Here is a 24,661-nt window from a genome sequence, read left to right as displayed (position 1 = left end):
TCGCCCCCGTAAAAGGAAATCATTACAGGGGTTCGGTCAATAAACGGTTGTTAAGTGGGTCTGCCGACCCTAGGGCGGGTCTTGTCCCTATCATACTTACTCTAGAGCGTTTTGATAGGATCTTGCCAATCCGTTCGATCGGGATTGGCAAGGGACGGGCGCCCGGTTAGCCGATCGATAGACTTCGAGCGAGGAAGAACGCCCAAGTCGTCACGATACCGCCGAGGAGGTAGTGGGCTACCCCGACCGCGCGACCCTGAATGATGCTCAGAGCGCGGGGTTGAATCGCGGGAGCGACGCGGAGTTTGTTGTGCGCCCAGACGATCGACTCGATCAGTTCTTGCCAGTAGCCGCGACCGCTGAACAGGAACATCAAGCTGAACGCGAAAACGAAGTGTCCCGCGAGGAACATGATCCCGTAGGCGGAAAGGGCGGAGCCATAAGAGTTAATGACTTGAGCCGCTTGCGCCCAGAGGAAATCGCGTAACCAACCGTTGATCGTGATGGAGCTCTGCGCGAAGTTACCGAGGGTAACGTGGGTCACGGTGCCATCCGGGGCGACGGTTCCCCACACGTCGGATTGCATTTTCCAGCTAAAGTGGAAAATCACCACCGACAGGGAGTTGTACATCCAGAACAGACCGAGGAAAACGTGATCCCAACCGGAAACTTGGCAGGTACCGCCACGGCCGGGGCCGTCGCAGGGGAAACGGAAACCGAGATTCGCCTTATCGGGAATCAAGCGGGAGCCACGAGCGTAGAGAACCCCTTTGAGGAGGATCAACACCGTTACGTGGATGGTGAAAGCGTGGATGTGATGCACCATGAAATCGGCGGTGCCGAGCGCGATGGGCATCATCGCTACCTTGCCGGCCACGGCGACCACACCACCACCGAACGCGTAACTAGCGGGGGCTAGAGCGTTGGGAGCGGTGCCGCCGGGGGCGAGGGTGTGGATATTTTGCACCCACTGCGCGAACACCGGTTGGAGTTGGATCGCCGTATCCGAGAACATATCTTGGGGGCGACCGAGGGCGCGCATGGTGTCGTTGTGGATGTAGAGTCCGAAGCTATGGAAGCCGAGGAAAATACAGACCCAGTTGAGGTGGGAGATGATCGCGTCGCGGTGACGGATCACCCGATCGAGCAGGTTGTCCACGTTCTTGGCCGGATCGTAGTCCCGAACCATGAAGATCGCGCCGTGCGCTCCCGCGCCGACGATCAAGAAGCCACCGATCCAAGTATGGTGAGTGAACAGGGATAGTTGGGTGGCGTAGTCGATCGCCTGGTAGGGATAGGGCGGCATGGCGTACATGTGGTGGGCCACGATGATCGTTAGCGAACCGAGTAACGCTAGGTTGATCGCTAACTGCGCGTGCCAGGAGGTGGTCAGGATCTCGTAGAGTCCTTTATGTCCCTCACCGGTGAAGGGTCCTTTGTGGTTTTCCAGGATCTCCTTCATGCTGTGACCGATACCCCAGTTGGTCCGGTACATATGGCCGGCGATGATGAACAACACGGCGATCGCCAGGTGATGGTGCGCCGTATCGGACAGCCACAGACCACCGGTAACGGGGTTCAAGCCACCTTTGAAGGTGAGGAAATCGGAATACACGCCCCAGTTCAGGGTGAAGAAGGGGAGAATTCCCTGGGCGAAGCTGGGATACAACTCGGCCATCTTGCTCGGATCGAGAATGAACTCGTGGGGCAGGGGAATATCCTGGGGAGCGACACCGGCATCGAGCAGTTTGTTAACGGGTAACGAAACGTGAATCTGGTGTCCGGCCCAAGACAGGGAACCCAAACCGAGTAATCCGGCGAGGTGGTGGTTCATCATCGATTCCACGTTTTGGAACCACTCGAGCTTCGGCGCCCGTTTGTGGTAGTGGAACCAACCGGCGAATAGCATCAGACCGGCCATCACCAGACCGCCGATGGCGGTGCAGTATAGCTGGTAGCTGTTGGTAAAGCCGGAAGCCCGCCATAGATAGAACAGGCCCGAGGTGATCTGGATACCGCTGAATCCGCCACCGACATCCGCGTTGAGGATGCCCTGACCGACGATCGGCCAGACCACCTGGGCGCTGGGTTTGATGTGGGTGGGGTCGGTTAACCAAGCTTCATAGTTAGAAAATTTCGCGCCGTGGAAGTACATTCCACTCAGCCAGACGAAGACAACGGCTAGATGCCCGAAGTGGGCGCTGAAGATTTTCCGAGAAATATCTTCTAGGTCGCTCGTTTGGCTGTCAAAATCGTGGGCGTTGGCGTGAAGGTTCCAAATCCAGGTCGTGGTTTTGGGACCTTTCGCTAAAGTGCGATCGAAGTGGCCCGGTTGTCCCCACTTCTCGAAGGAGGTGGCCACCGGGTCTTTATCGACAGTTACCTTAACTTTCGCCTCTCTGGGGGGAGGACTGATTGCCATGAGGACTCTCCTCTCTCGACAATGGACTTAGCGTTTTCTTTGAGGATAGATTTTTTAACAGCGGAAAGGCAAGCGGTGAACCGATTCCCTTTTGTTAATCTAGCTCGACTGTCCTATTTTGATTAGATTCCAGCCAAAAGCATCAATAGTTGATAATAAATCTTCCCTCTCTGCTTCGTCCGAGACGCTTAACAATAATTAAAATTGTCTTAACCCTTGATACGAGCGGCGTTTTCTGCTACGGGCGGGCGGGCGAGAGGGCAGAAAACGCGCCGATGGAACCAAAAATCGATCGATAAACCGGATTCCGTCCGTTTTTTCCCGCTCCCGCCGCCGCGCCATCGAGAAAATTCAATCGATCGATCTCCCAAAAACAATGCAGTAATTCAGTAAAATTAAGTCGATCAAACAGGATTCTGTCCCGATCGCCCCCCGCGACCCGATCGACAGACCGCGAAACTTTTACCCTTTACTACCGACGCGGAGGAACGTGCTATCCCGAATTTATAGATATATATCGATGAAAACCCTCGGCGTTTATCTCTCGATCGGGATACTCGCCTTTCTGGTGACGGCCTGTAGCGATCGCCTGACCGCTACCGACCGGCCCTCTCCCGATTCCCCGAACCTGCCGGTCGTTCACGGCAAACTGTCCGAGGTCGCCCCGCCCCCGGCGATTCGAGAACTTCACAAAAGCCTCGATCGCTACGCGCCGCAGGTCGCTATCCTTAGCCCCGCGCCCGACCAACTCTTTGAAGGCACCACCGTAAACGTCGAGTTACAAGTGACCGATCTGCCCGTTTTTCAAGATCCCGAACTCGATCTCGGCCCCTATCTATCCCTCGTCCTCGATAACGAACCGGCCCGGGAGATCCACGACCTCTCCGGACCCGTGACCCTGGGGGATCTTAGTCCCGGAACCCATACCCTGCGAGTGTTCGCCGCCCGTCCCTGGCACGAGAGTTTTAAAAATGACGGGGCTTACGCCCGTACCACCTTCCACGTTAAAACCAAAACCGGTAGCAACGCGCCCGACCCGAAACTCCCCGTCCTGACTTACAACCGTCCGCGGGGAGTCTACGGGGCCGAACCGATCCTGCTCGATTTTTACCTGGCGAACGCCCCCCTGCACGTTGTCGCCCGAGAGAGCGAGGCCGACGAGATCCGCGACTGGCGGGTACGCGTCACCGTCAACGGCGAGAGTTTCCTCCTCGATACCTGGGAACCCATCTATCTGCAAGGCTTTGACAAAGGCGATAATTTAGTAAAACTGGAATTTATCGACGAAAAAGGGAACGTGATCGAGAACGTTTTCAACACGACCGCCCGGTTAATTACCTACGATCCCGCTTACGAGGACTCGCTTACCAAGCTAGTCAAAGGCGAGATCCCCGTCCCGATCGCCCGGAAAATCGTCGATCCGAACTATACGGCGACCCCCGTCATCGGGGAAGAACCGGCGATCGAGGAAGAACCCGCTCCCGTAACGGAAACCGAAGCCATTCCCGAACCGATCGAGGAACCGACCGCCACCGAAGAAATCCCTCCCGCGGTAGAAGAACCGGTCGCGGAAGAAACGCCGGAGCCGATCGAACTCCCCGCCCTCAAAATTCCCGAAGAAGTCGGGAAAGCGGAAACGCCGATCGAGAGTCCGCCCCTCCCATTACCCGAACTGGTTCTTCCCGAAGACCTCGAAACCCCGACAGCCGAACCGGTACAACTGCCGCGTCTCGTTCTTCCCGACGAGGGACAAGTGACCGCCGCGGAACCGGTAGCCCCCCCCGAAATCGTCCTCCCCGCAGAGACGGAAGCGACCGAAACCCCGACGATCGAACCGCCTCCCGCCGAACCGAATCCCCCGCGGGCGAACCCTTGGATCGATCGCTTTCGCGGGACCCTCGATCGATGGCGTTCCGCCCGCGGCGAGGGTTCGGAACCCGTGAAACCGATCGCTCCGGAGCGATCGCCCGCGCCGTAAGCCCGGGGAGACCATCCGGGGAATTCTGTCTAGAGGGAGCCGTCTCCCTCTAGGACTTTTTGTAAGGTAAAAGGGAAACGCGCCGACAATTGTTAAAGGAGTATGTGCCAATCTCGACAATTTTGGGAACCGCGCTATAATCTAAAACGTCAATTAGAAATTTACCGATTTTTTCGAGTGAGGTAATTCATGTTTAACAAGATGCTTCCTCTGCTGGGAACCGCCGGATTACTGACCGTGACCGCCCTCTGCGCGAGCCCCGTCAAAGCGGAACCGCAAGGTATTCTTCTCAGCCAACTGCGCGGCCACGAAACCTACCGGCAAGAACCGCAGATGGACCCGACTCAATACGTTCTCGGTCGCGTGCGGGGAACCGTTGGCGGCATCATGTCGATCGAGTTGATGAGAGCCGTTACCGTGGACGGGAAAGACATTATGGCCGCCGATCTCGCGCCCTACGGAACTAGCCAACGGGTGGTCGGCGACGCGATGGGTGGTGACGACGTGATCTTACAGGTCGTGGACGGTAAGTTAGTCTATATCGGCAAGGCTCACCCCTATTGGATCTCCCGCTTGAAACTGAAATCGGAAACCTCGTATAACGGCAATACCGCTCGATTGATCGAGGAACTCAACCGCTCCGAAACCTCTACCGGCCTTCCCCCTCTCGCTCCGGAAACCCGCACCTTCACCGCCGAACCCACTCCCGTTCCCGCTCCCGCGGCCGCTCCTATTCGGGGACTTTGGTAGATAGACCCGATCGACTTTCCGGGAATTATCTCGGCGAACCCCTTTTCGAGTCAGAAAAGGGGTTTTCGTTCGCGGGCGATCGAGAATTGTCTCGGGAAAACAAAAATTTCCTTATAGCTCTAAAAAATTCCGCGTTTCCGTCCAGATTCTCGGCAGAACGTCGGTGAGCGCGTGATCGCTATCTAATTCGATTAATTGTACGTGGGGACGGGAGCGCGCGTACTCCCGACTTCGTTCGATCGGGATCACCCCGTCCGAACGACCGTGAAGGATCAGGGTGGGAACGGGGCGGGTTAAATCCTCCTCCCGATAGATGCCCGCGTCGCGAACGAACTCGTAGTGAATCGGGAGCGATCGCCCGTAGCCGTAGTGATAAACCGATAACCACCCGGATCTCTCCCATTCTCTCAGCGTTTCCTCCATCTCTTCCGTCGGTGGTCGTCGGGGGAAACCGAAAGCGGGAGCTAGTAAAACCAAGCCTCGCACCGCGACATATTTCTCGGCCAGCCAGGCCGCCATTAATCCGCCCAAACTCGAACCGATCAACGTGACGGGAGACCCGGAAGCTAACCGCTCCCGACCCACGCGCTCGATCTGTCGGGTCAGGGTTAACGTGGAAAAATTCTCGCCGTTGAGATCGGGAGTCTCGATCGATCTCCGTAACTCCCGGAAACGCTCGCGAAAAAAAGCGGCTTTCGCCGAGCGCGGCCCGGAGGCGAAACCGTGTAAATAAATATAGTCGCTCTGATTCACCGACACCCGATCGATTATTTGTCGTCTTCCCACTCTTTCGGCTGGCCGGGGGAAGCGTTATAGATCGCGTCCAACTGTTGACGGGCATCCTCTACCGTAACGGAACGGATCACCAAAAGCGGTTCGTTAATCGGCTGTCCCGCGTCATCTAATAGTTCGGGATGGGAGGCCGTCGGGTAGCCGTAGGGATGGTTTCGATTGGACGAACCCGTCGGACGTTTCTGAGAGTCCATGCTGACGGTCAGTAAACTCCGGACCAGATTCCCGATCGTCAGAAAAGCGATGATCGTGAAAGCGACAATATAGAGCAGATGTAACATTAGCCAATCCTCCCGTTGCGGTTTCGCGGAAATTCCGAATTTCAAAAACTTATCTCGAAAACCCGATCGATTCTCTAGCTTATCAAAAAGGTCACGGTCACGCTCCCGATCCGCGAGAGCGATTTATACCTTTCCCCGGAACGATCGCCACCGACTCGACACCCTCCAACACTCCGCCACCAGTTGATGCCAGTGAAATAACATCCGGGCCTCGATTCCGGCCTGTCCTCCCGTCGCTCGATACAGGGCATCGGCCGTGGCCACTTCCTGTTGAGAGCGTTTTACCCGATCGAGCAGATCCTCCTGTTCCTCGATCGATAAAAACGATAATCTCTCGGTTTCCAAGAGCGCTCGGGCGCGGGAGAACCATTCCCGGAAGTCCTCTAACAACGGCTCCAGAACGGCTTTCAACAGTTCGTTTTCGGTCGGTCGCGAGTTGTACATTACTTTATGATGACGATTTTTTCTCCCCTAATCTTAGCGTTATTTATATTTCTTAACATTACCCGCGCGGGATTTTAAGGTTCGCCCCTCTCGATCGCGGCCTCAAAAAAGTCTCGCTCGCGATCGAGAGCGTAACGGTAGGAAGAATAACTTTCCTCGCCCGATACCGCGTATTTATCGACCAATCTCTCTAACTCACACGCTAATTCTTCAAATTCCGACGAACTGTATGTGTCGATCCAATCTTGGTAAGGGTTCTCAGAAATCCTCTCCCCGGCTAATTCCCGACCCAAGAAAGCGTATAGACGCATACAGGGTGACATGGCCACGGCGATCGCTCCGGGGTCTTTCGCCCAGGCGGTCGCCAGGAGAAAATCGGTATAGTGGCGCGTTGCCGGGGCGGGCCGTACCGTTCGCAGATCCACCCCCCAGCGAAGCGCGTAGGTTTCGTGTAGCTGTAATTCTTCTAAAACCCCGGTCGCTAACCGCTGGAAAACCCGGAATCCCTTCCAGTCGGGAGCTTTCGCGGCGGCGATACTATAGGAACGGGCGAAAGATTCGAGGAAAAACGCGTCCTGACCGACATAAAACGCGAAACGATCTCGATCGAGCGTCCCGGTGGCGATTCCCCGCACGAAAGGATGATCGAGGCACTCGCGGGCGATATCTTGATGGGCTTGCCAGAGTTCTGTACTAAGCATGGGGGATGAGAGAGATGAGGGAGATTCCTAAATATTACGCTCCTACCTATTGCCGATCGCCTCCCGCCTCCCGAAATTACAGGAAACCGAGAAAGGGAATCACGAACTGTAACAATACCGAACCGATCCCCTGTACGACGCGATCGAGGGACGAGGTTTGCCCCGGCTCTTTTTTCGGTTTCAGCGCGAGTTCCATCCCTTGGATAAAGTCTTCCGCCGCCTTTTGGCCTTCCGGATTATTCTGGCGCTCGAAGAGAGTCGAGGCGGTTCGCGCGTCATCGGCCGCAAGGGTGTTGTTCCCGAGATGGAAATTGGCGATCGCCCGCGCGAGATAGGCCGGCGCGAAATCGGGATTAATCGTCAAAGCTCGATTGAAATTCTCGATCGCTTCCGCGTTCTGTCCCTGTCGCGTGTCGTCGATGCCTAACGTATAAAAGAGTTCGGGAGTGGCCGCTTCCAGGGGAATCCCGACCGCGCCGCGTAGGAAAGTTTTCTCCAGGGTCGCCCCGCCGAACTCGGCATTGACTAGATACGCGTTCCGGAGATCCGTCCCGTTTAAAATCGCGCCCCGGAGATTCGCCCCCGTCAAGTTCGCCCCGAATAAAATCGCGCCCGTTAAATCCGCACCATCGAGATCGGCACCGCTTAAATTCGCCTGACTCAAGTTCGCGCCCCGGAGATTCGCCCCGCTCAATCTCGCGCCGGATAGGTTAGATTGAACGAGACCCGCCCTAGAGAGATCGCATAAGTTGCATTGATTGGTGGAAAGGAGTTGCTGTAATTGGTTAAGATCCTCCGCTCGCGTGGGGGAAATACAGAGAATCGGAAAACCGAGGGCAAGGGTTAGAAAGATCGACTTATTCATGATCTCGGCCTCGATGGCGAAAGGGATGAGCGCAGTGGGGAAAAGGGTTTCGACTCGATCTTGCTTGAGAAAGCATCGCCCGTCAACTACAATACAAGGACGATCTTCGGGAACCGCCCGCGATTTGGAGCCTGACTAGAATGACGATTTGTTCCGACCGATAGTTCTGAAGGCGATCGACAAGTTTTTCGGAAAAAACAATTTATCTAAGGATTTTACCGATCGATAATGACTACTTTACACGGGAATTGGATGGTTCGATCCGGGGTCAGCTATTTTTTTATCTGGGGGGAACGATGGCGAACGATCGAGGTCGGAGAACTGGAAAACCTCGATTTTCACCCGTTCTGTTTAGATTCTTCGGAACTAATTCGGAAGCTTCAATCTTTTGAGGTAAAACTCGATAAAGCGAACGTTACCGAGGAAGAAATCACCTTACCGAGTTACTCGCCTCCCCGAAAAAAATATCTTCTTCCGTTCCTAGGCGAACAATCTCTCGATCCGTCCGCGAAATCCACGAGATTACAGACTTGGCGCGTGTCGGGAATCGCCCTCGATGTCGCGACGAGCGCGGGACTTTTGACGAGATTACCTTTGGGGACGGTGGAGGGAATCGGGAACGATCTGCGATTCTGGCTGTACGTTCATCGCTGGAGTTTGGATTTACTCGCGCGGGGAAAATTTCTCGCGGGAATCGCGAATCCGGACGGGGAAAACTTCGAGAGTTGGTGGTATCCCCTGCTCGATAGCACGCTCGATCGTTCCCGTTTCGCCAAGTTCATTCAAACCGCGCCGAAAATCTGTCAAGCGTATCGGGGGGGAGAGGACACGCGGGTTATCCTGCTCGATTTCCTCCGCAATATTATCGACGCGCGCGTTCGCGGTTCTGTAGACAGTAAGAGCGCGATCTCCCCGTCTCTTTTCACGCGTCCCTGGTTACAATCCCTGAGCGATACCGATCGACAGATAGCGATCGATCCGAACACGTTCCAGCGGTTAGCGAACGCTTATTCTAACTGGGTATTCCCGATTCAAGAAAACCTGATCCCCCTCGATAATCGACTCTCGATCGAGAATCAGTATCGAGTCTGTTTCTCGCTACATCCCCCGTCACCCGATGGGGAAACGTGGCGATTAGTTTACGCGTTACAAGCCTTAGATGATGAAAAAGTTCTCGTCACGGCCCGATCGATCTGGGAAGAGTCGGGCGAGATCTATTACACGAACGGACGGGCGATCGAACACCCGCAAGAGATTTTATTAAAAGGATTAGGACTCGCCTCGTTAATTCACGCGCCGATCGAGGCGAGCTTAGAAGAAAGTAATCCCACCGAATGCGCGCTCGATCCGATCCAAGCCTACGAATTTATCCGCTCGATAGCCTGGCAACTACAAGATCGGGGCTTGGGGGTAATTCTACCCGATGGATTGGCGGCGGGAAGTAACGAAACCCGTTTGGGAATTAAAATCGAGGCGAATGTTACGCCCAAGAAAGGAGAGCGGTTAAGCTTAAAAAGTCTGTTAAATTTTCAATTAAAATTAGTAGTCGGGGATCAAGAAATCTCGCAAAAAGATTTCGATAAATTACTGGCGAAAAAATCGCCGATCGTCGAGGTGGGGGGACAGTGGATCGTTCTACAACCCACGGACGTGAAAGCGGCGCGGGAGATTTTAAGCAATACCGTAGCCCCGATCGATCTCTCGGTAGAAGATGCTTTACGATTGAGTTCGGGAGATCATAACGTGATCGCGAAACTTCCCGTCGTGAATTTCGAGGCCACGGGAATCCTGCAAGAACTGATCGCCAATCTCACCAACAATCAAGGCATTCAACCGATCGAAACTCCGAAAGATTTTAAAGGAGAATTACGCCCCTATCAAAAGAAAGGGGTCAGTTGGTTAAATTTCCTCGAACAGTGGGGATTGGGTGCCTGTTTAGCGGACGATATGGGATTGGGAAAAACACCGCAGTTAATCGCTTTTTTACTGTCTTTACAGGAGCGGGATCTGTTAGAGAATCCCGTGTTAGTGGTCTGTCCGACTTCCGTGGTGAATAACTGGGAACGGGAGGTGAAAAAATTCGCGCCGAAACTCTCGGTTCTCTTGCATCACGGGGAAAAGCGATCGAAAGGAAAAACGTTCGCGAGAGAAGTTCAAAATAAGGCGCTCGTGATCACCAGTTACCCGTTAGTGTATCGGGACGCGACAACGTTAGGGTCGATCGAGTGGCGCGGGGTGGTGTTAGATGAAGCGCAGAATATCAAAAACCCGGACGCGAAACAATCGAAAGCGGTACGAGAATTACCCGCGGGATTCCGGGTCGCTTTAACGGGAACTCCCGTAGAAAACCGTCTCTCGGAATTGTGGTCGATCCTCGATTTTCTCAACCCGAATTTTTTAGGAAATAAATCCTTCTTCCAGCGACGTTTCGCGATCCCGATCGAGAAATACGGCGATCGACAATCTTTACACTCCCTACGCTCTCTCGTCCGTCCGTTTATTCTGCGACGCTTGAAAACCGATAAAAGCATCATTCAAGATCTCCCGGAAAAACAGGAGATGAATGTTTTCTGCGGACTTTCTAAAGAGCAGGCCGATATGTATCAAGCGCTCGCGAGCGAGACTTTACAGAAAATCGAATCGAGCGAGGGAATTCAACGACGGGGATTGATTCTCACGTTACTGATGCAGTTGAAACAGATCTGTAATCATCCCGCTCAGTTTCTCAAGGAAAATCGTTTAGAGTCCGGGAATCGATCGGGAAAATTATTACGCTTGGAAGAAATGCTAGAGGAGTTAGTAGAGGAGGGTGATCGAGCGTTAATCTTCACCCAGTTCGCCGAGTGGGGAAAATTATTACAACCGTACTTACAGAAGAAATTAAAGCGGGAAGTTTTATTTCTCTACGGTTCGACAAAACAGAAGGAACGGGTGGAAATGGTCGATCGCTTCCAAAACGATCCGGACGGGCCGCCGATTTTTATCCTCTCTTTAAAAGCGGGAGGGACGGGCTTAAATCTCACGCGAGCGAATCACGTCTTTCACGTCGATCGCTGGTGGAATCCCGCGGTCGAAAATCAGGCCACCGATCGCGCGTTCCGCATCGGCCAGAAACGCGACGTACAGGTACATAAATTTATCTGTACGGGAACGCTAGAAGAGAGAATTAACGACATGATCGAGAGTAAAAAACAACTCGCGGAACAAACCGTGGACGCGGGAGAAAATTGGCTGACGGAACTGGATACCGATCGACTGCGGGAACTGTTATTACTGGATCGATCGGCGATTATCGACGACGAAGAGAGCTAAGCGGTTGTTTTTTCGCGATACGACGCTCTCTCCATTCTGAAAATCCTGCCAGAATTCCGTTTCGAGCCTCGAAAAATCCCCGAAATCAAGATTCAGACGGATATTTCGTTTCCGGGATGGTTTTCGCTCGCTCCCGCTAGTTCCGTCCGAGATCGCCGATCTCCCCGCGCGAGAAACAACGGCAGAGAGCGAAAAAATCGAAAAATTATCCATTTCTTCGATCGGTAGTCGGACGGGGAGCGCGATCCCCAATTTCCCGATCTCTCACGGAAAACCGCGTCCGAATGCTTGCCAAGCCCGCGTTCGTCTCGATACCGAAATATGGTGTAAGATGATGGAAAAAGGCGATCGAACGATTGTCAAGCCCCTTTCCCTGTCTATACTGGCTACAAACCTCCCGGTAGAGTCTTAGCCACAGTCGCGCGAGAACGCGGAAAAAATAAAGTTATCGTTGTGGTGGGTTAGCGAAGCGTAACCTACCACAACTATATAGTTGTAGACCTGATTTCTCCGGCTTCTCGCTCCTTAACTTTCCAGATTTTTTCGGCTTTCGGATTTTGGGCGTTATCGCGATACTGGAGTCATGTAAAACAACGTTAGCTTGTTAGGAGACACACCCATGCAACTCACCTATCGCGGCGTTACCTACCCCCTTTCCTCGGAAGTGGAAACTCCTAGGCGACCGATACTTTCTCGCTATAGTCCAATACTCCGGTCTCAACCCGAATCGCGCCTGTCTAACCCGATCTAGGGGGGGGATAGGTGGAGTTTTCTATCGATCGTGTTTTCCTTTCTCGAAGTGAATGACCTACAGGAGAATTAATTATGCTCGCGCGAATCCCCGAGAGAACCATGCACCGCGTCCGGTGGACGATCACCATCGGATGGCTCCTTTTAATATTCTCTCTCTTTTACGACCCGATCTCGTCAATACTAACCGAACCGACCAATTACTATAGCCCCCTGAGATCGCGTCCCGAGGTTTGTATCGCGGTTCAGGGAGTTTGTTTATCCGACTCCCCCCATCCTTTAGGAACATCGATTTTTTGGGGAATGATCGTCCCCGCTGGAATTTTAATCCTCTTACTCTGCGGCCACGAGACCTGGCGGCGGATCTGTCCTTTATCCTTCCTCTCGCAGATCCCGCGGGCCCTGGGAAAACAGAGGCAAAAAAAACACACCGATCGATCGGGGAAAACCCGTTACGAGGTCTATAAAGTACCGAAAAACTCTTGGCTCGCCCGAAATCATCTATATCTACAATTCGGACTCCTATTTTTGGGCTTATGCGGTCGAATCCTCCTTTATAACTCCCATCGCCTGATTTTAGGGGGCTTTCTGGTCTTCACCATTGTCGCCGCGATCGGCGTGGGATACTGGTACGGTGGCAAATCCTGGTGTCACTATTTCTGCCCGATGGGACCGGTAGAAAAAATTTTCGGGGAACCGAGAGGTTTATTGAACAGTACCGCGCACGAGGATCGGAACCTCAAGATCACCCAGTCTATGTGCCGTGTCGTCCTCGCGGACGGAACCGAACAGAGCGCCTGTGTCGCCTGTAAGAGTGCCTGTAACGACATCGACGCGGAACGTTCCTACTGGGAGGGCATTCTGTCCCCCGATCGCCAGTTCATGTATTACGCCTATTTCGGCTTGGTTGTCGGTTATTTCGTCTATTACTATCTCTACGCGGGAAATTGGGATTATTATTTCTCCGGGGCTTGGGCAAATCAGGCCGATCCGCTCGGAGAACTGTTTAAGTCCGGTTTTTATGTCTGGGGACAGACGATCGCGATCCCGAAATGGGTGTCCGTTCCCCTGACCCTGGGGCTTTTTACCTATTTCGGCTATTTCTCGGGAAGAAAACTCGAGAAAGCCTACAAAGTGTCTCTAATTCGTCAAAAGAACCCTCTACCTTCCGAAATTGTTCGCCACCGAATGTTCAGTTTCGGAACCTTCCTGATTTTCAACTTTTTCTTTATTTTCGGGGGGCGACCGTTTATTAACCTCATGCCGACGTTCTGGCATTTTTTCGCCAGTATCTCGTTCGGGATTATCAGTGGCACCTGGTTGTACCGGACGTGGTTCCGCGATCCGAGTGGCTACCGGCGCGAATCTCTCGCCGGACGACTCCGCCAGCAACTGGCGAAACTCGGTCTCGATACCGCCAGCTATCTGGACGGTCGTTGTCTAGAAAAGCTCAACGCCGACGAAGTATACGTTCTCGCCAAAATCCTCCCGGATTTCACCCACGAGGAGCGATTAAAAGCCTATAAAGCCGTGTTGAAAGAATTCCTAGAGGAAGGGTACACCGACTCGGTCTCTAGTCTGTCCATTCTCCGACAGATGCGCCTGGAGTTGACGATCGCCGACGCGGAACACCTGGCGATCCTGGAAGAGTTAGGGGGGAGACCGGCCGCTATCCTCGGGCGGTAGTCGCTCCGAGCGTTCGCGGTTGGAGAGCTACCGGAACGCGCCGTTCAATATCTTGTCGCTCACCGGACAGAACAATCTCGATCGAAAAAACGGGGATAGAATTGCCGGGGTCGATCGCCGGGAACCGGGATCGGAAAGCGATCGATCGAGGAATTACCCGCGTCGGAAACGAAGTGGAAGAGGCGACGATTCTCGATCGTCCCCGCGAACGGGTGGAGGGACAAGAAATCCAGGGTTCCGGCGATCGGGAACACGCTCTCTCCCGGACGGTAGGAGAACCGCTCGTTCGGGAGATGACGGTTAACCGATCGCTCGCGATACGGGAAAAGGGCCTCGGTTCGATCGGGAAAAGGATAAAATGAAAACGGCAGTTGGCGAGGAATCGAGAGAAATGGGCGTGAAAATCGGAAAACCAATTTTAGTATCGGGCTTAGGCATCACGATCGCTCTGGGAGTTTGGGAAGCGTTTCATAGCAGACTGGCAGAGGTCGGAGAATGGGGAATGATCGGCGCGATCGCCGTCGGCGCCGGGTTATGGTTTTTCCGAAAACCGACTCCTTCCCTCGATTTCCTCCGTCCGAGTCCTTTAAATCGGGAAAAAGTGCTGGAGGCGATCGAGCGCGCCAACACGATCGTGAATTATCTGGAAAAAGAAGCCCCGGAAACCGATATCTCGGCGTTAAAACAGGAAATCGCGGCACTACCCCGACGGTTCGATCGACAAACCCTACAAGTCGCGATCGCGGGAACCCGCAAAACGGGAAAAACGGCTTTACAAGAAGTATTATCGGCTAAAAATTTTGGCGATGGCGTTTCTTTCGTCGAGACGGAACCTTTACTAACGATTACCGGCGCGGGCGAGGAAAAGACGGCTCTAGCGTCCGATCTCGTGCTATATCTCGTGAACGGCGATCTCACCGATTCCGAGTGGCAGATCCTGCAAGAGTTCGATCGAAAACACCTGCGATCGCTCCTTCTCCTCACCAAACAGGATCGTCTCCACCCGGAAGAAAAAGAGGAAATCCTTCTCGCGCTCAAACAACGGATTAAAGATACCATTCCCGTCGAAAATATCCTCTCGATCGCCGCCGCGCCCGAACCGATGAAAGTCCGCCAGCATCAAGCCGATGGCGAGATTATCGAATCGATCGAACCCCGTCAAATCGAGATCGACGCGTTAGAAAACCGGTTAACCCGGATTTTCCAACAGGAAAGAGAGAGTTTAGTGTTCGGAACCCTCTGGCGCGAGGCGGTCGCGTTACAGGAACGGGGAAAATCGCTCCTCAACGAGTCCCGACGGAAGCGCGCTATCCCCGTCATCGAACAGTATCAATGGATCGCGGCGGCGACGGCTTTCGCGAACCCGGTCGCGGCGCTGGATCTGGTGGCGGCCGCGGCGATTAACGGACAGATGTTAGTCGATCTCGGCGAGATCTACCAGCAGAAAATCTCTCTCGCGGGGGCGCGGACGGCGGCGGAAACGATCGGGAAACTGATGGTACAGTTAGGCGTGGTAGAGGTGACGACGCAGGCGATCGGCGCTCTCCTCAAAGGTAACGCCCTCACCTATATCGCGGGCGGTACGGTGCAGGGAGTCAGCGCGGCCTATCTCACCCGTCTGGCGGGTTTGAGCGTGATCGAGTATTTCCAAGAACAGGAAATCACCGCGAAAACCGGCGAAGAGTTCAACCTCGATCGACTGGCGCGGAAAATCAAGCAGATCTTTGAACAAAATCAGCGCATAGCATTTTTACAAGATTTTGTCAAGCAAGCTATACCGCATCTAGCCGAGGCGAAAGTGGCGGGTTAGTCGATCGGGAATTCTTCGATCGGTCATCATACGAAAGTCTAGGAGACGAAATCCTAGATTTTTTAATTTATATACGGCTATCTCTCGAAGTTTTTGTCCCTAAAAGGCGATTTCCCGACGGTAGGGAATCGAGGAACGAGCGCCGGGACGAGTCACCGCGATCGAGGCGGCCCGATGGGCGAAGGCGATCGCCGTTACGAGATCCTTGCCCTCGGCGAGCGCGACCGCTAACGCGCCGTTAAAAGTATCGCCCGCCGCGGTTGTATCCACGGCCTCGACGGGAAATCCGGGAATCCGTCGATCGATCTCCCCGTTATACAGGTACGCGCCCTCCGAACCCAGGGTGATAATCACGTTCGCCACGCCCCGAGCGCGCAGTTCTATCGCCGCTTTTCGCGCCGTTTCGGGGCTATTGACCGCGATTCCCGTTAATAGCTCGGCTTCGGTTTGGTTGGGGGTGAGGATGGTGACGGTTTGTAGGAGGGAATCGGGGAGGGGACACGCGGGCGCGGGGTCGAGAATGACGGTTTTTCCGAACTCGCGGGCTAATCTCGCGGCGTATTCGACGGTTTGTAAGGGAATCTCTAACTGTAGGAGGATGATTTCCGCGGATTCTAGGGCGGGAAGGGATCGATCGATATCCGTTTCGGTTAACCGCGTATTCGCGCCACCCGCGACCACGATCGAGTTTTCGCCGCGCTCGTCCACGGTGATTAACGCCACCCCGGAGGGAAATTCGGGATCGATCGAAATATAATCGCCCGGAATATTCTCTTCTCGCAAACCGGCGAGCGTCTGTCTCCCGAAGAGATCGTCCCCTAATTTCGCCACGAAACGAACCGATCCGCCTAAACGCACCACCGCGACGGCTTGATTCGCGCCTTTTCCCCCCGGAACCATGCGGAATTGTCCCCCGAGAATGGTTTCTCCCGCGACGGGAAGACGGGGCGCGCGAACGACCATATCCGTGTTAGAACTGCCGATAACCAGAATTTCCATCGATCGATCCGCGTGAACGATAATTCGATCGTACTCTGATCGGTTGAACACTCTTTCTAGAATCCCGAAAATTATGACGAGCGTGGTTTACTATGTCGCGATGAGCGTGGACGGTTATATCGCCACCCCGGACGGATCGATCGATTGGTTAGGGGCTTACGAGATCGAGGGAGAAGACTACGGTTATCGGGAATTTTACGACTCGATCGACGCTCTTCTCCTCGGTCGTCGCACTTACGAACAGATTCTCGGTTTCGGTAGCTGGCCCTATCCGGGGAAACCTTGTTTCGTGTTCTCGCGAACGCCATTATCGGGGGAAATCCCGGAAGTCACTTTTACCCCGGCGAACCCGCGGGAGACGGTCGCGGAGTTACGGGAGAGGGGTTGGGGGCGAGTTTGGTTAGTGGGTGGGGGACAACTGGCCGGATCTTTTCGAGAGTCGGGATCGATCGATGAATTGATCGTCTCGGTTATGCCGATCGTTTTGGGGTCGGGAATTCCCCTCTTCGGTGTGTCAGGAAAGCCGGATAAGTTAACCCCGATCGCCTCTCGCTCCTATCCGAATGGGTGTATACAATTGCAGTATAGGCTCGATTCTCGACGAGATCGTGGCGAATAATACCCGCGGGATCTAGCCAACCGTTTCCCCTCAAAATGATTGCCCGGTTATGATCGATCGAAATTCCCGAACAGATCCCGACACGCTCTCCGAAGTAAATCGCTTAATGGCGCAAGGGAATGAATGGTTAAATGAAGACGAGAACGATCGCGCGATCGATTGTTTCTCGAAGGTTATCGGGTTAAAACCCGACCACGCGCCCGCCTACGCCTATCGCGGGTTCGCCTACCAGCAAAAATCCGACATCGGACAGGCGAAAAAAAATTACGATCGAGCCTTACAACTCGCGCCGGATTACGGGTTCGCCTACTACTGTCGGGGATGGGCGAAACACGCGGAAGGTGATTTTCAGGGGGAACTCGATGACGCGTACCGGGGACTAGAACTCGATACCGAGCCGATTCCCTACTACCGACGCATCGGCGCGGCCTATCACGGACTCCAGCAATACGATAAGGCGTTGGAATATTACAACCGAATTCTAGAGAGCGTTCCGGACGAGTGCGGGACGATTTATAACCGGGGATTGGTGTACGCGGACATGAAACAACTCGATTTAGCCCTCGCGGATTTCGATCGCGCGTTGGTTTTATCTCCCGGTTGGCCGTGGGCCGAGCGGGAACGAGAGCGCGTATTACGGCAAATTAACGGATGGAAAAATAGCGCGAAACCGAGATATGGCGTGAATTCCCTCTATCGGGGCGCGATCGTGGCGATTCTCGTCGGATTAGCGCTCGCGTTGGCCAAAGGATATTTCCGTTCCTCTCAAAACACGAACCCCGTCCCCGCGTCCGGTGGAAACGAACAGCCCAAATAGAGCGATCGAGCGGTTACGATCGATCCTGGTAATTCTCGCGGGTTTCTCCGATGGCACATTCCCCCTCTTCTCTTCCCCGTCTGGTGATTCCCATCGGCGATCCGGCGGGCATCGGGCCGGAAGTGGTTTTAAAATCGATCGAAGATCCAGTGATTACCCGCGATTGTCAGATCGCTCTCATCGGTACGCGGGCGTTTCTACCGAATACCGATTTTCCTCTGTTCGATATCCCCTACAACCCCGAAAAAATCACCGTGGGCAAGGGAGACGCGTACAGCGGGGAAATTAGCTTTCTCTACTTACAGGAAGCGATAAAACGCACGTTAGCGGGTGAATTTGACGGGATCGTGACCGCGCCGATCGCGAAATCCTGTTGGAAACAAGCGGGATACGATTTCCCCGGACAGACGGAAGTATTAGCGGGAATGGCGGGAATCGATCGCTACGGGATGCTATTCGTCGCCAGATCCCCGCGTACCGGCTGGACACTGCGAACGCTCCTCGCCACGACCCATATTCCCCTAAAAGACGTTCCGACCGCGTTAAATCCTGAGCTAATGACCCGAAAACTCGAATTATTGCTAGATTGTTTAGCGGGAGATTTCGGGATAACGAATCCGTCGATCGCGATCGCGGGATTGAATCCCCACAGTGGGGAAGCCGGACAACTGGGAACCGAGGAAAAAGACTGGTTAAACGCGTGGTTGGACAGCGCGCGGCAAAAATACCCGAACGCGAGATTAATCGGCTTGATCCCTCCCGATACGATGTGGCTGGAACCGGGCCGCGCTTGGTTCGAGGGGGGCGGAAATCCCGCGGACGCGTATCTGGCGTTATATCACGATCAGGGGCTGATTCCGGTGAAATTAATGGCGTTCGATCGGGCGGTGAACACGACGATCGGCCTACCGTTCATTCGCACGTCCCCGGATCACGGGACAGCTTTCGACATCGCGGGAAAAGGCATCGCGCGCGCCGATAGTATGAAAGCCGCTATTCAACTAGCCGCGGAATTGTGCCGTCAGCGATCGAGCGGCGATCTAGACTAGATCATGTAGCTCTCACTAGGAGACGATCGAATATGGGGATCGCTTCAGTTAATCCGGCAACCGGCGAAGTTTTGGAAACTTTTACCCCTCTGACTTCAGACGAAATCGAATCGAAACTAACGCTCGCGGACGCGACTTTCCGAGAATACCGTCACATCCCGATCGCGCGACGGGGTGAATGGTTGCGAAAGGCGGCGGACATTCTAGAGCGCGATCAGGTGGAATTGGCGCGAAATATGACCCTAGAGATGGGGAAACCGATCAAACAGGCGATCGGCGAGGTTTTGAAATGCGCTCTCGTCTGCCGTTTCTACGCGGATCACGCGGCGGAATTTCTCCAAGATCACGAAGTCGCTACCGACGCGAGCCGTAGTTTCGTCCGTTACGAACCGTTAGGGATTATTCTCGCGGTCATGCCGTGGAATTTCCCGTTATGGCAGGTATTCCGCTTCGCCGCGCCCGCGTTAATGGCGGGAAACGTGGGGATTCTCAAACACGCTTCTAATGTACCTCGATCGGCCCTGGCGGTTGAACGGATTTTACTAGAGGCGGGATTTCCCGCGGGTGTGTTCCAAACCTTGTTAATCGGCGCGGAAAAAGTGCTCGATCTCGTCAACGATCCGCGGGTGAAAGCGGCAACATTAACGGGAAGTGAACCCGCGGGGATGAGTCTCGCTTCCGCGGCCGGGAAACAGATTAAAAAAGTGGTTTTGGAGTTGGGGGGTAGCGATCCGTTTATCGTTTTGGATAGCGCGGATATCGAGGCGGCGGCCGCGACGGCGGTAATGGCGCGGACATTGAATAACGGGCAAACTTGCATCGCGGCGAAACGGTTTATCGTGGCCGATTCGGTGTTCGATCGCTTTACGGAATTATTTGTCGAGAAAGTTAAAGCGTTGAAAGTGGGCGATCCGATCGAGGAAAGCAACGATATCGGCCCTCTCGCGACCGCGAAAATCGTCGAGGAAATTGCCGAACAGGTACGGAAAACGGTAGAGATGGGCGGTAAAATTCTAGCCGGAGGACAACGGATCGAGGGCGCGGGAAATTTCTATCAACCGACGATTCTGACCGATATTCCGAAGGGTTCACCGGGGGAAAAAGAGGAGTTTTTCGGGCCGGTGGCGTTGTTGTTCCGGGTGAAAGATATCGACGAGGCGATCGCGTTGGCGAACGATAGTCCTTTCGGGTTAGGTTCGAGCGCGTGGACGAACGATCCGGCGGAGATCGATCGATTGGTCTCGGAAGTGGAAGCCGGTTCGGTGTTTATTAACGGCATGGTGAAATCCGATCCGCGTTTACCTTTCGGGGGTAGCAAGCGATCGGGTTTCGGTCGCGAGTTAAGCGCGGAGGGCATCCGCGAGTTCGTAAACATCAAGACCATTTGGATTAAGTAGCCTGAATTTCTTAAGATTTAACTGAGGGTGGGCGATACGCTCACCCTGATTTTTAATCAATCTGTAAACTTTTTAGAAAAATTTGCTATAATCAATAATACTATTTTTCTTTAATCGTGCAATACATCCGAGGCTCTATACTTGGTGATCAAGAGGTTAGGAGCGCACGAACTAACTAATTCTTGCATGACTTTTAAAAATTGGTATAATGAGGATAGTAACAGATTGTTTTGCGTTTAAATCTAATTCTAATGTAAGGATGTATTGATGACTACAAATGATCGGGAAGAAAAATCACAAGATTTTAGACCGCCGCTAGTCATTTCCTCCGAAGAGGAATTTTTGTTATTAATGGAAGATATTGATCGGGAGATGGCAAATGAGGGAATTTCAATTACGGCACGTCCTTTTATGGCAGGCTTAAAAATAACTAAACGCTATGATATTGTTCTTAACGCTCTTCCACCTCGTCGCCCTCATCAACATGGCTGTTTCGATCCACTGGAAATAAGTATACGAGTTCATAACTGGATAGAACGAAGATATGGTGACCGACTTAAGGTTCCCTTTCGTATAGGTCAGGTCGTTTGTCCTTTGCGCGGGGATCTGTTTGTGATTAACTGTCCTACAATATACGGCGCGGTTCATTTTATTTGCGAGCCGCAAAACTTAGGCAAACAATATGAAAATATTGGCATCAATCAACCTCCAATTTCTAATATTATAAATTTTGTTGAGGATTTAACTCTCGATTTCGCTTCCTCACTCTCCACAGAAGAATTTATTAAAATATATGTTGCTTTTATGAGCGGCATGGGAGCGTACTTATCCTTAAAAGCCATACAGGATATAGATTACATTAACGAGGCGAATGGGGATTTTAATGCGGCTGTATTTCACCTTATGGAGCATCGATCTCAACCGGGGTTAAGTAAATGGTCGAGTCTACAGGCTGTTGAAAAACTGCTCAAGTCATATATAGCTTTACAAGGAGGCTCGATAAAACGAACTCACTCATTACGAGAACTTTCTAATCAGGCTAAAAATTTAGGTCTTCCTGAAATACCGCAACAGTATATTGAAGATATACAGTGTCTCGCTGGCGTTCGATACGGAGAAATAACGGTTTTAATAAATGATGCCGTTAAAGCTCATCTTTTATCATTGGAAATTTGTGAAGTCGTCGCTCAATGTATCGGCAAAAACTTAAATCGTGATATGCCAGTTGTACCCGAATTAGAGTTCGATGGTATGCCATTACACGAATTTCTACAAGAACACGCTAAATTTTAATATATAAAGGAAATTCTTGGCGAATTCATTAAAACAGCTATTTGATCGGAGACCAAGCGTAAAATCAGTCTCGTGATAAAATCGCTGTGCTTTGCGAGCTAGAATTATTTCATACATCACGACGGATACTTTCAAAAGATACTACCGCGCCCGATCGAACTTCTTCCTCCGCTTCTTCTAACTCTTCCAAAAAATTCGGAATCGTCAGCAATTCTTCCGTTGCCTCTCGTGATTCTTTCTCTTGCAAATAGGCGATAAACTCGACGGCGATTTTTAAACGCTCGGCCGAAAGTTGCGCCAGTGCCTCTTGTGCTTGTTGGAGTTCGGGGAGATTTTCGCTCGTGGCTTCCATAGGGTAAGGGTTCGATCGAATGAAGTAATCTTAATTATAGAATAGGGGAATCTTAGACGGTTACTCGACTTATGACCTTACAGGAAATTCAAGAGCGAGCCTTACAACTCTCGATCGAGGAGCGTTTACAATTAATCGATACCCTGACTCGATCTCTTCAACCCGAATCCCGTCCCACCGTAAAACCCAAAGGTTTAGCGGCCAGTTTAATCGGCATCGCCAAAACAGACGCGCCCCCTCCCACCGATGAGGAAGTAGAAGCCCTCTTGAAAGAACGTCTAGAGAGTAAATATTTGTGATTCGAGTTTTATTCGATACTAATGTCCTGTTAGACGCTTTGCTGGCACGAGAACCGTTTGTCGAGTCCGCGGGTTTTCTGCTGGAGGCCGTTGAATCCAGAACGATCGAAGGATTTATATCGGCAACGACGATTACAGACGTACACTATCTGGTGGGACGGCAGACCAAAAGCGCGGAAACCGCTATTATGGCGGTAACTCGTTTATTAGCGTTGATGGAAATTTGCCCGGTCGATCGAGCGGTATTAGAACGGGCGATCTCGATCGGGTTGGCTGATTTTGAAGACGCGGTACAGGTAGCTTGCGCGATAACGGCCGAGTTAGAAACGATCGTGACTCGTGATCTTTCCGGATTCGTCGGTTCACCCATTCCCACTCGATCGCCAGAAGAGCTAAAAAATTTGTTAGAACGAGAATCGTCTCCCAGTTAAGCGGTTCTAACATTTGGCGCGATTGAAAAAGTGCTCGAAAATATCACCCGAACGATCCCGCGGACGACAAACCCGTAACTTTCTCTCGATATTACGTCTAAACGATTCAATAGAGTAGAGAAATCGCCCGCTCGCGGACTACTCCCCCCGATCGACGGATCGAGAATTGCTACAATAGAGGGCTGGATGTTTAGTACCGAATTCCCCGAACCGCCATGAACCTCTCCCCCCGTCGTTACCATATCACCACCTTCGGCTGTCAGATGAACAAAGCTGACTCCGAACGCATGGCGGGTATTCTCGAAAATATGGGCTTCCAATGGTCGGAAGATCCCAACGAGGCGGATCTGATCCTCTACAATACCTGTACCATTCGCGACAACGCCGAACAGAAAGTCTATTCCTACCTCGGTAGGCAGGCGAAACGGAAACAACACAAACCCGATCTCACCCTCATTGTCGCGGGTTGCGTGGCGCAACAGGAGGGCGAACAACTTTTGCGACGGGTTCCCGAGGTGGATTTAATCATGGGGCCGCAACACGCCAACCGTCTCGGCGATTTACTGCAACAGGTTTTCGACGGTTCGCAGGTGGTCGCTACCGAACCCGTCCACATCATGGAAGACATCACCAAACCCCGACGGGAAAGCCATATTACCGCGTGGGTGAACGTGATTTACGGCTGTAACGAGCGCTGTACCTATTGCGTGGTTCCCAACGTCCGCGGAATCGAACAATCCCGGACTCCCGACGCGATTCGCGCGGAAATGGAAGAACTAGGTAGACAGGGATATAAAGAAATCACGTTATTAGGGCAGAATATCGACGCTTACGGGAGAGATCTGCCGGGAGTGACGGAAACCGGTAGACATTTACACACCCTGACCGATTTACTGTACTACGTGCATGACGTGGAGGGGATCGATCGCCTGCGTTTCGCCACCAGTCACCCCCGCTATTTTACCGAGCGTTTGATCAAAGCCTGTCAGGAATTGCCGAAAGTTTGCGAACATTTTCATATTCCCTTCCAATCGGGAGATAACGAAATTCTCAAGGCGATGAAACGCGGTTACACACACGAGAGATATCGCCAGATTATCGATAACATTCGCGAACTAATGCCGGACGCGTCTATCAGCGCCGACGCGATCGTCGCTTTTCCCGGCGAAACCGAGGAACAGTTTGAAAATACGCTGAAACTGGTAGACGAGATCGGCTTCGACCAACTGAATACGGCCGCGTATTCCCCGCGTCCCGGAACCCCGGCCGCGCTGTGGGACAATCAAGTAAGCGAGGAGGTAAAAAGCGATCGGTTGCAACGTCTCAACCACCTCGTCGCCACCAAAGCGGCGGAACGTTCCCAGCGTTATCTAGGACGGGTAGAAGAAATTCTCGTCGAGGAAGTGAACCCGAAAGACGCTACCCAAGTGATGGGACGTACCCGCGGCAACCGTTTAACCTTCTTCACCGGCAATATCGACGAATTACGGGGCAAATCGGTCAAAGTCAAAATTACCGAGGCGCGTCCGTTCAGCCTGTCAGGAGTCCCGATTTAAGGGAGGAGTCAGGAGTCAGGAGTCAGGAGTCAGGAGTCAGGAGTCAGGAGTCAGGAGT

The 24,661-nt window shown here is 52.9% G+C and carries 22 protein-coding genes; 14 read left to right on the top strand and 8 right to left on the bottom strand.

The genetic code is table 11. The features are described from left to right. Nucleotides 1-166: 166 nt before the first annotated feature. Complete coding sequence (psaA, locus tag V0288_RS01360; protein WP_332863207.1) at nucleotides 167-2,422, bottom strand: photosystem I core protein PsaA; 2,256 nt, start codon at nucleotides 2,420-2,422, stop codon at nucleotides 167-169. Nucleotides 2,423-2,942: 520 nt separating this feature from the next. On the opposite strand from psaA, the gene V0288_RS01355 reads away from it, so the two are divergent. Together V0288_RS01355 and V0288_RS01350 are read left to right on the top strand one after the other, a co-directional pair. Beyond that, nucleotides 2,943-4,400: a hypothetical protein gene (locus V0288_RS01355; RefSeq protein ID WP_332863206.1), complete on the top strand. Its 1,458-nt coding sequence runs from the start codon at nucleotides 2,943-2,945 to the stop codon at nucleotides 4,398-4,400. A gap of 189 nt (nucleotides 4,401-4,589) precedes the next feature. Next, the gene (locus tag V0288_RS01350) at nucleotides 4,590-5,150 is read left to right on the top strand and encodes a hypothetical protein (RefSeq protein ID WP_332863205.1); all 561 of its coding nucleotides are present in this window, start codon (nucleotides 4,590-4,592) and stop codon (nucleotides 5,148-5,150) included. Between the two features lie 111 nt (nucleotides 5,151-5,261). Here the strand turns inward: V0288_RS01350 and V0288_RS01345 are convergent, their stop codons facing one another. The 5 genes from V0288_RS01345 to V0288_RS01325 all read right to left on the bottom strand — a co-directional run bounded on the left by V0288_RS01345 (nucleotide 5,262) and on the right by V0288_RS01325 (nucleotide 8,233). Further along, nucleotides 5,262-5,909, bottom strand: a complete 648-nt coding sequence (locus tag V0288_RS01345; RefSeq protein WP_422661870.1) for a YqiA/YcfP family alpha/beta fold hydrolase — start codon at nucleotides 5,907-5,909, stop codon at nucleotides 5,262-5,264. Nucleotides 5,910-5,917: 8 nt separating this feature from the next. Beyond that, complete coding sequence (locus tag V0288_RS01340) at nucleotides 5,918-6,223, bottom strand: DUF2973 domain-containing protein (RefSeq protein WP_422661869.1); 306 nt, start codon at nucleotides 6,221-6,223, stop codon at nucleotides 5,918-5,920. Between the two features lie 123 nt (nucleotides 6,224-6,346). Next, nucleotides 6,347-6,667, bottom strand: a complete 321-nt coding sequence (locus tag V0288_RS01335) for a DUF2605 domain-containing protein (protein WP_332863202.1) — start codon at nucleotides 6,665-6,667, stop codon at nucleotides 6,347-6,349. A gap of 74 nt (nucleotides 6,668-6,741) precedes the next feature. Then, the gene (locus V0288_RS01330) at nucleotides 6,742-7,368 is read right to left on the bottom strand and encodes a TenA family protein (protein ID WP_332863201.1); all 627 of its coding nucleotides are present in this window, start codon (nucleotides 7,366-7,368) and stop codon (nucleotides 6,742-6,744) included. 76 nt (nucleotides 7,369-7,444) lie between these two features. Further along, nucleotides 7,445-8,233, bottom strand: a complete 789-nt coding sequence (locus V0288_RS01325; protein WP_332863200.1) for a pentapeptide repeat-containing protein — start codon at nucleotides 8,231-8,233, stop codon at nucleotides 7,445-7,447. A gap of 228 nt (nucleotides 8,234-8,461) precedes the next feature. Here V0288_RS01325 and V0288_RS01320 point away from each other — a divergent pair, with 228 nt between their 5' ends. From V0288_RS01320 to V0288_RS01305, 4 genes are all read left to right on the top strand, one after another. Continuing rightward, nucleotides 8,462-11,545 carry a DEAD/DEAH box helicase gene (locus V0288_RS01320; RefSeq protein WP_332863199.1) on the top strand — a complete coding sequence of 1,028 codons (3,084 nt, stop codon included), beginning with the start codon at nucleotides 8,462-8,464 and terminating at the stop codon, nucleotides 11,543-11,545. Between the two features lie 825 nt (nucleotides 11,546-12,370). Continuing rightward, complete coding sequence (locus V0288_RS01315) at nucleotides 12,371-13,981, top strand: calcium-binding protein (RefSeq protein WP_332863198.1); 1,611 nt, start codon at nucleotides 12,371-12,373, stop codon at nucleotides 13,979-13,981. A 101-nt stretch (nucleotides 13,982-14,082) separates the two neighbouring features. Continuing rightward, a complete protein-coding gene (locus V0288_RS01310) occupies nucleotides 14,083-14,343 on the top strand; it encodes a hypothetical protein (protein ID WP_332863197.1) in 261 nt (86 codons plus the stop codon). Nucleotides 14,344-14,372: 29 nt separating this feature from the next. After that, nucleotides 14,373-15,791, top strand: a complete 1,419-nt coding sequence (locus V0288_RS01305; protein ID WP_422661868.1) for a slr1306 family protein — start codon at nucleotides 14,373-14,375, stop codon at nucleotides 15,789-15,791. A gap of 99 nt (nucleotides 15,792-15,890) precedes the next feature. Here V0288_RS01305 and rbsK read toward each other — a convergent pair whose 3' ends face one another. Beyond that, the gene (gene rbsK, locus V0288_RS01300; protein WP_332863195.1) at nucleotides 15,891-16,841 is read right to left on the bottom strand and encodes a ribokinase; all 951 of its coding nucleotides are present in this window, start codon (nucleotides 16,839-16,841) and stop codon (nucleotides 15,891-15,893) included. 22 nt (nucleotides 16,842-16,863) lie between these two features. Between rbsK and V0288_RS01295 the strand changes: the two genes are divergently transcribed. The 5 genes from V0288_RS01295 to V0288_RS01275 all read left to right on the top strand — a co-directional run bounded on the left by V0288_RS01295 (nucleotide 16,864) and on the right by V0288_RS01275 (nucleotide 21,965). Continuing rightward, nucleotides 16,864-17,409, top strand: coding sequence for a dihydrofolate reductase family protein (locus V0288_RS01295; protein WP_332863194.1), 546 nt, complete (start codon nucleotides 16,864-16,866; stop codon nucleotides 17,407-17,409). A 106-nt stretch (nucleotides 17,410-17,515) separates the two neighbouring features. Beyond that, complete coding sequence (locus V0288_RS01290; protein ID WP_332863193.1) at nucleotides 17,516-18,226, top strand: tetratricopeptide repeat protein; 711 nt, start codon at nucleotides 17,516-17,518, stop codon at nucleotides 18,224-18,226. Between the two features lie 50 nt (nucleotides 18,227-18,276). Continuing rightward, nucleotides 18,277-19,275, top strand: coding sequence for a 4-hydroxythreonine-4-phosphate dehydrogenase PdxA (gene pdxA / locus V0288_RS01285; protein ID WP_332863192.1), 999 nt, complete (start codon nucleotides 18,277-18,279; stop codon nucleotides 19,273-19,275). Between the two features lie 32 nt (nucleotides 19,276-19,307). Further along, complete coding sequence (locus V0288_RS01280) at nucleotides 19,308-20,672, top strand: NAD-dependent succinate-semialdehyde dehydrogenase (protein ID WP_332863191.1); 1,365 nt, start codon at nucleotides 19,308-19,310, stop codon at nucleotides 20,670-20,672. A gap of 267 nt (nucleotides 20,673-20,939) precedes the next feature. Next, on the top strand, nucleotides 20,940-21,965 hold the full coding sequence (locus tag V0288_RS01275; RefSeq protein WP_332863190.1) for a HEPN domain-containing protein: 1,026 nt from the start codon (nucleotides 20,940-20,942) through the stop codon (nucleotides 21,963-21,965). A 109-nt stretch (nucleotides 21,966-22,074) separates the two neighbouring features. Here the strand turns inward: V0288_RS01275 and V0288_RS01270 are convergent, their stop codons facing one another. After that, on the bottom strand, nucleotides 22,075-22,317 hold the full coding sequence (locus V0288_RS01270) for a hypothetical protein (protein WP_332863189.1): 243 nt from the start codon (nucleotides 22,315-22,317) through the stop codon (nucleotides 22,075-22,077). Between the two features lie 71 nt (nucleotides 22,318-22,388). On the opposite strand from V0288_RS01270, the gene V0288_RS01265 reads away from it, so the two are divergent. From V0288_RS01265 to miaB, 3 genes are all read left to right on the top strand, one after another. After that, entirely contained in the window at nucleotides 22,389-22,616 is a 228-nt protein-coding gene (locus tag V0288_RS01265) for a hypothetical protein (RefSeq protein ID WP_332863188.1), read from the top strand. Continuing rightward, complete coding sequence (locus tag V0288_RS01260) at nucleotides 22,613-23,047, top strand: PIN domain-containing protein (protein WP_332863187.1); 435 nt, start codon at nucleotides 22,613-22,615, stop codon at nucleotides 23,045-23,047. The genes V0288_RS01265 and V0288_RS01260 overlap by 4 nt, the downstream gene beginning before the upstream one ends. A 215-nt stretch (nucleotides 23,048-23,262) precedes the next feature. Then, nucleotides 23,263-24,603 carry a tRNA (N6-isopentenyl adenosine(37)-C2)-methylthiotransferase MiaB gene (miaB, locus tag V0288_RS01255; RefSeq protein WP_332863186.1) on the top strand — a complete coding sequence of 447 codons (1,341 nt, stop codon included), beginning with the start codon at nucleotides 23,263-23,265 and terminating at the stop codon, nucleotides 24,601-24,603. Nucleotides 24,604-24,661 lie beyond the last annotated feature (58 nt).

This window comes from Pannus brasiliensis CCIBt3594 (genome assembly GCF_036688125.1).
GTDB lineage: Bacteria > Cyanobacteriota > Cyanobacteriia > Cyanobacteriales > Microcystaceae > Pannus > Pannus brasiliensis.
This window is presented reverse-complemented; position numbering and strand designations above follow the sequence as displayed.

Excerpts from the sequence above, each read along its gene's own strand:
- V0288_RS01305 (WP_422661868.1), top strand. The coding sequence starts at position 14,373 with ATGGGCGTGAAAATCGGAAAACCAATTTTAGTATCGGGCTTAGGCATC.
- miaB (WP_332863186.1), top strand. The coding sequence starts at position 23,263 with ATGAACCTCTCCCCCCGTCGTTACCATATCACCACCTTCGGCTGTCAG.
- V0288_RS01335 (WP_332863202.1), bottom strand. The coding sequence starts at position 6,667 with ATGTACAACTCGCGACCGACCGAAAACGAACTGTTGAAAGCCGTTCTG.
- V0288_RS01330 (WP_332863201.1), bottom strand. The coding sequence starts at position 7,368 with ATGCTTAGTACAGAACTCTGGCAAGCCCATCAAGATATCGCCCGCGAG.
- V0288_RS01320 (WP_332863199.1), top strand. The coding sequence starts at position 8,462 with ATGACTACTTTACACGGGAATTGGATGGTTCGATCCGGGGTCAGCTAT.
- V0288_RS01355 (WP_332863206.1), top strand. The coding sequence starts at position 2,943 with ATGAAAACCCTCGGCGTTTATCTCTCGATCGGGATACTCGCCTTTCTG.
- V0288_RS01350 (WP_332863205.1), top strand. The coding sequence starts at position 4,590 with ATGTTTAACAAGATGCTTCCTCTGCTGGGAACCGCCGGATTACTGACC.
- psaA (WP_332863207.1), bottom strand. The coding sequence starts at position 2,422 with ATGGCAATCAGTCCTCCCCCCAGAGAGGCGAAAGTTAAGGTAACTGTC.
- V0288_RS01340 (WP_422661869.1), bottom strand. The coding sequence starts at position 6,223 with ATGTTACATCTGCTCTATATTGTCGCTTTCACGATCATCGCTTTTCTG.
- V0288_RS01325 (WP_332863200.1), bottom strand. The coding sequence starts at position 8,233 with ATGAATAAGTCGATCTTTCTAACCCTTGCCCTCGGTTTTCCGATTCTC.
- V0288_RS01275 (WP_332863190.1), top strand. The coding sequence starts at position 20,940 with ATGACTACAAATGATCGGGAAGAAAAATCACAAGATTTTAGACCGCCG.
- V0288_RS01280 (WP_332863191.1), top strand. The coding sequence starts at position 19,308 with ATGGGGATCGCTTCAGTTAATCCGGCAACCGGCGAAGTTTTGGAAACT.
- pdxA (WP_332863192.1), top strand. The coding sequence starts at position 18,277 with ATGGCACATTCCCCCTCTTCTCTTCCCCGTCTGGTGATTCCCATCGGC.
- V0288_RS01315 (WP_332863198.1), top strand. The coding sequence starts at position 12,371 with ATGCTCGCGCGAATCCCCGAGAGAACCATGCACCGCGTCCGGTGGACG.
- V0288_RS01265 (WP_332863188.1), top strand. The coding sequence starts at position 22,389 with ATGACCTTACAGGAAATTCAAGAGCGAGCCTTACAACTCTCGATCGAG.
- V0288_RS01290 (WP_332863193.1), top strand. The coding sequence starts at position 17,516 with ATGGCGCAAGGGAATGAATGGTTAAATGAAGACGAGAACGATCGCGCG.
- V0288_RS01295 (WP_332863194.1), top strand. The coding sequence starts at position 16,864 with ATGACGAGCGTGGTTTACTATGTCGCGATGAGCGTGGACGGTTATATC.
- V0288_RS01270 (WP_332863189.1), bottom strand. The coding sequence starts at position 22,317 with ATGGAAGCCACGAGCGAAAATCTCCCCGAACTCCAACAAGCACAAGAG.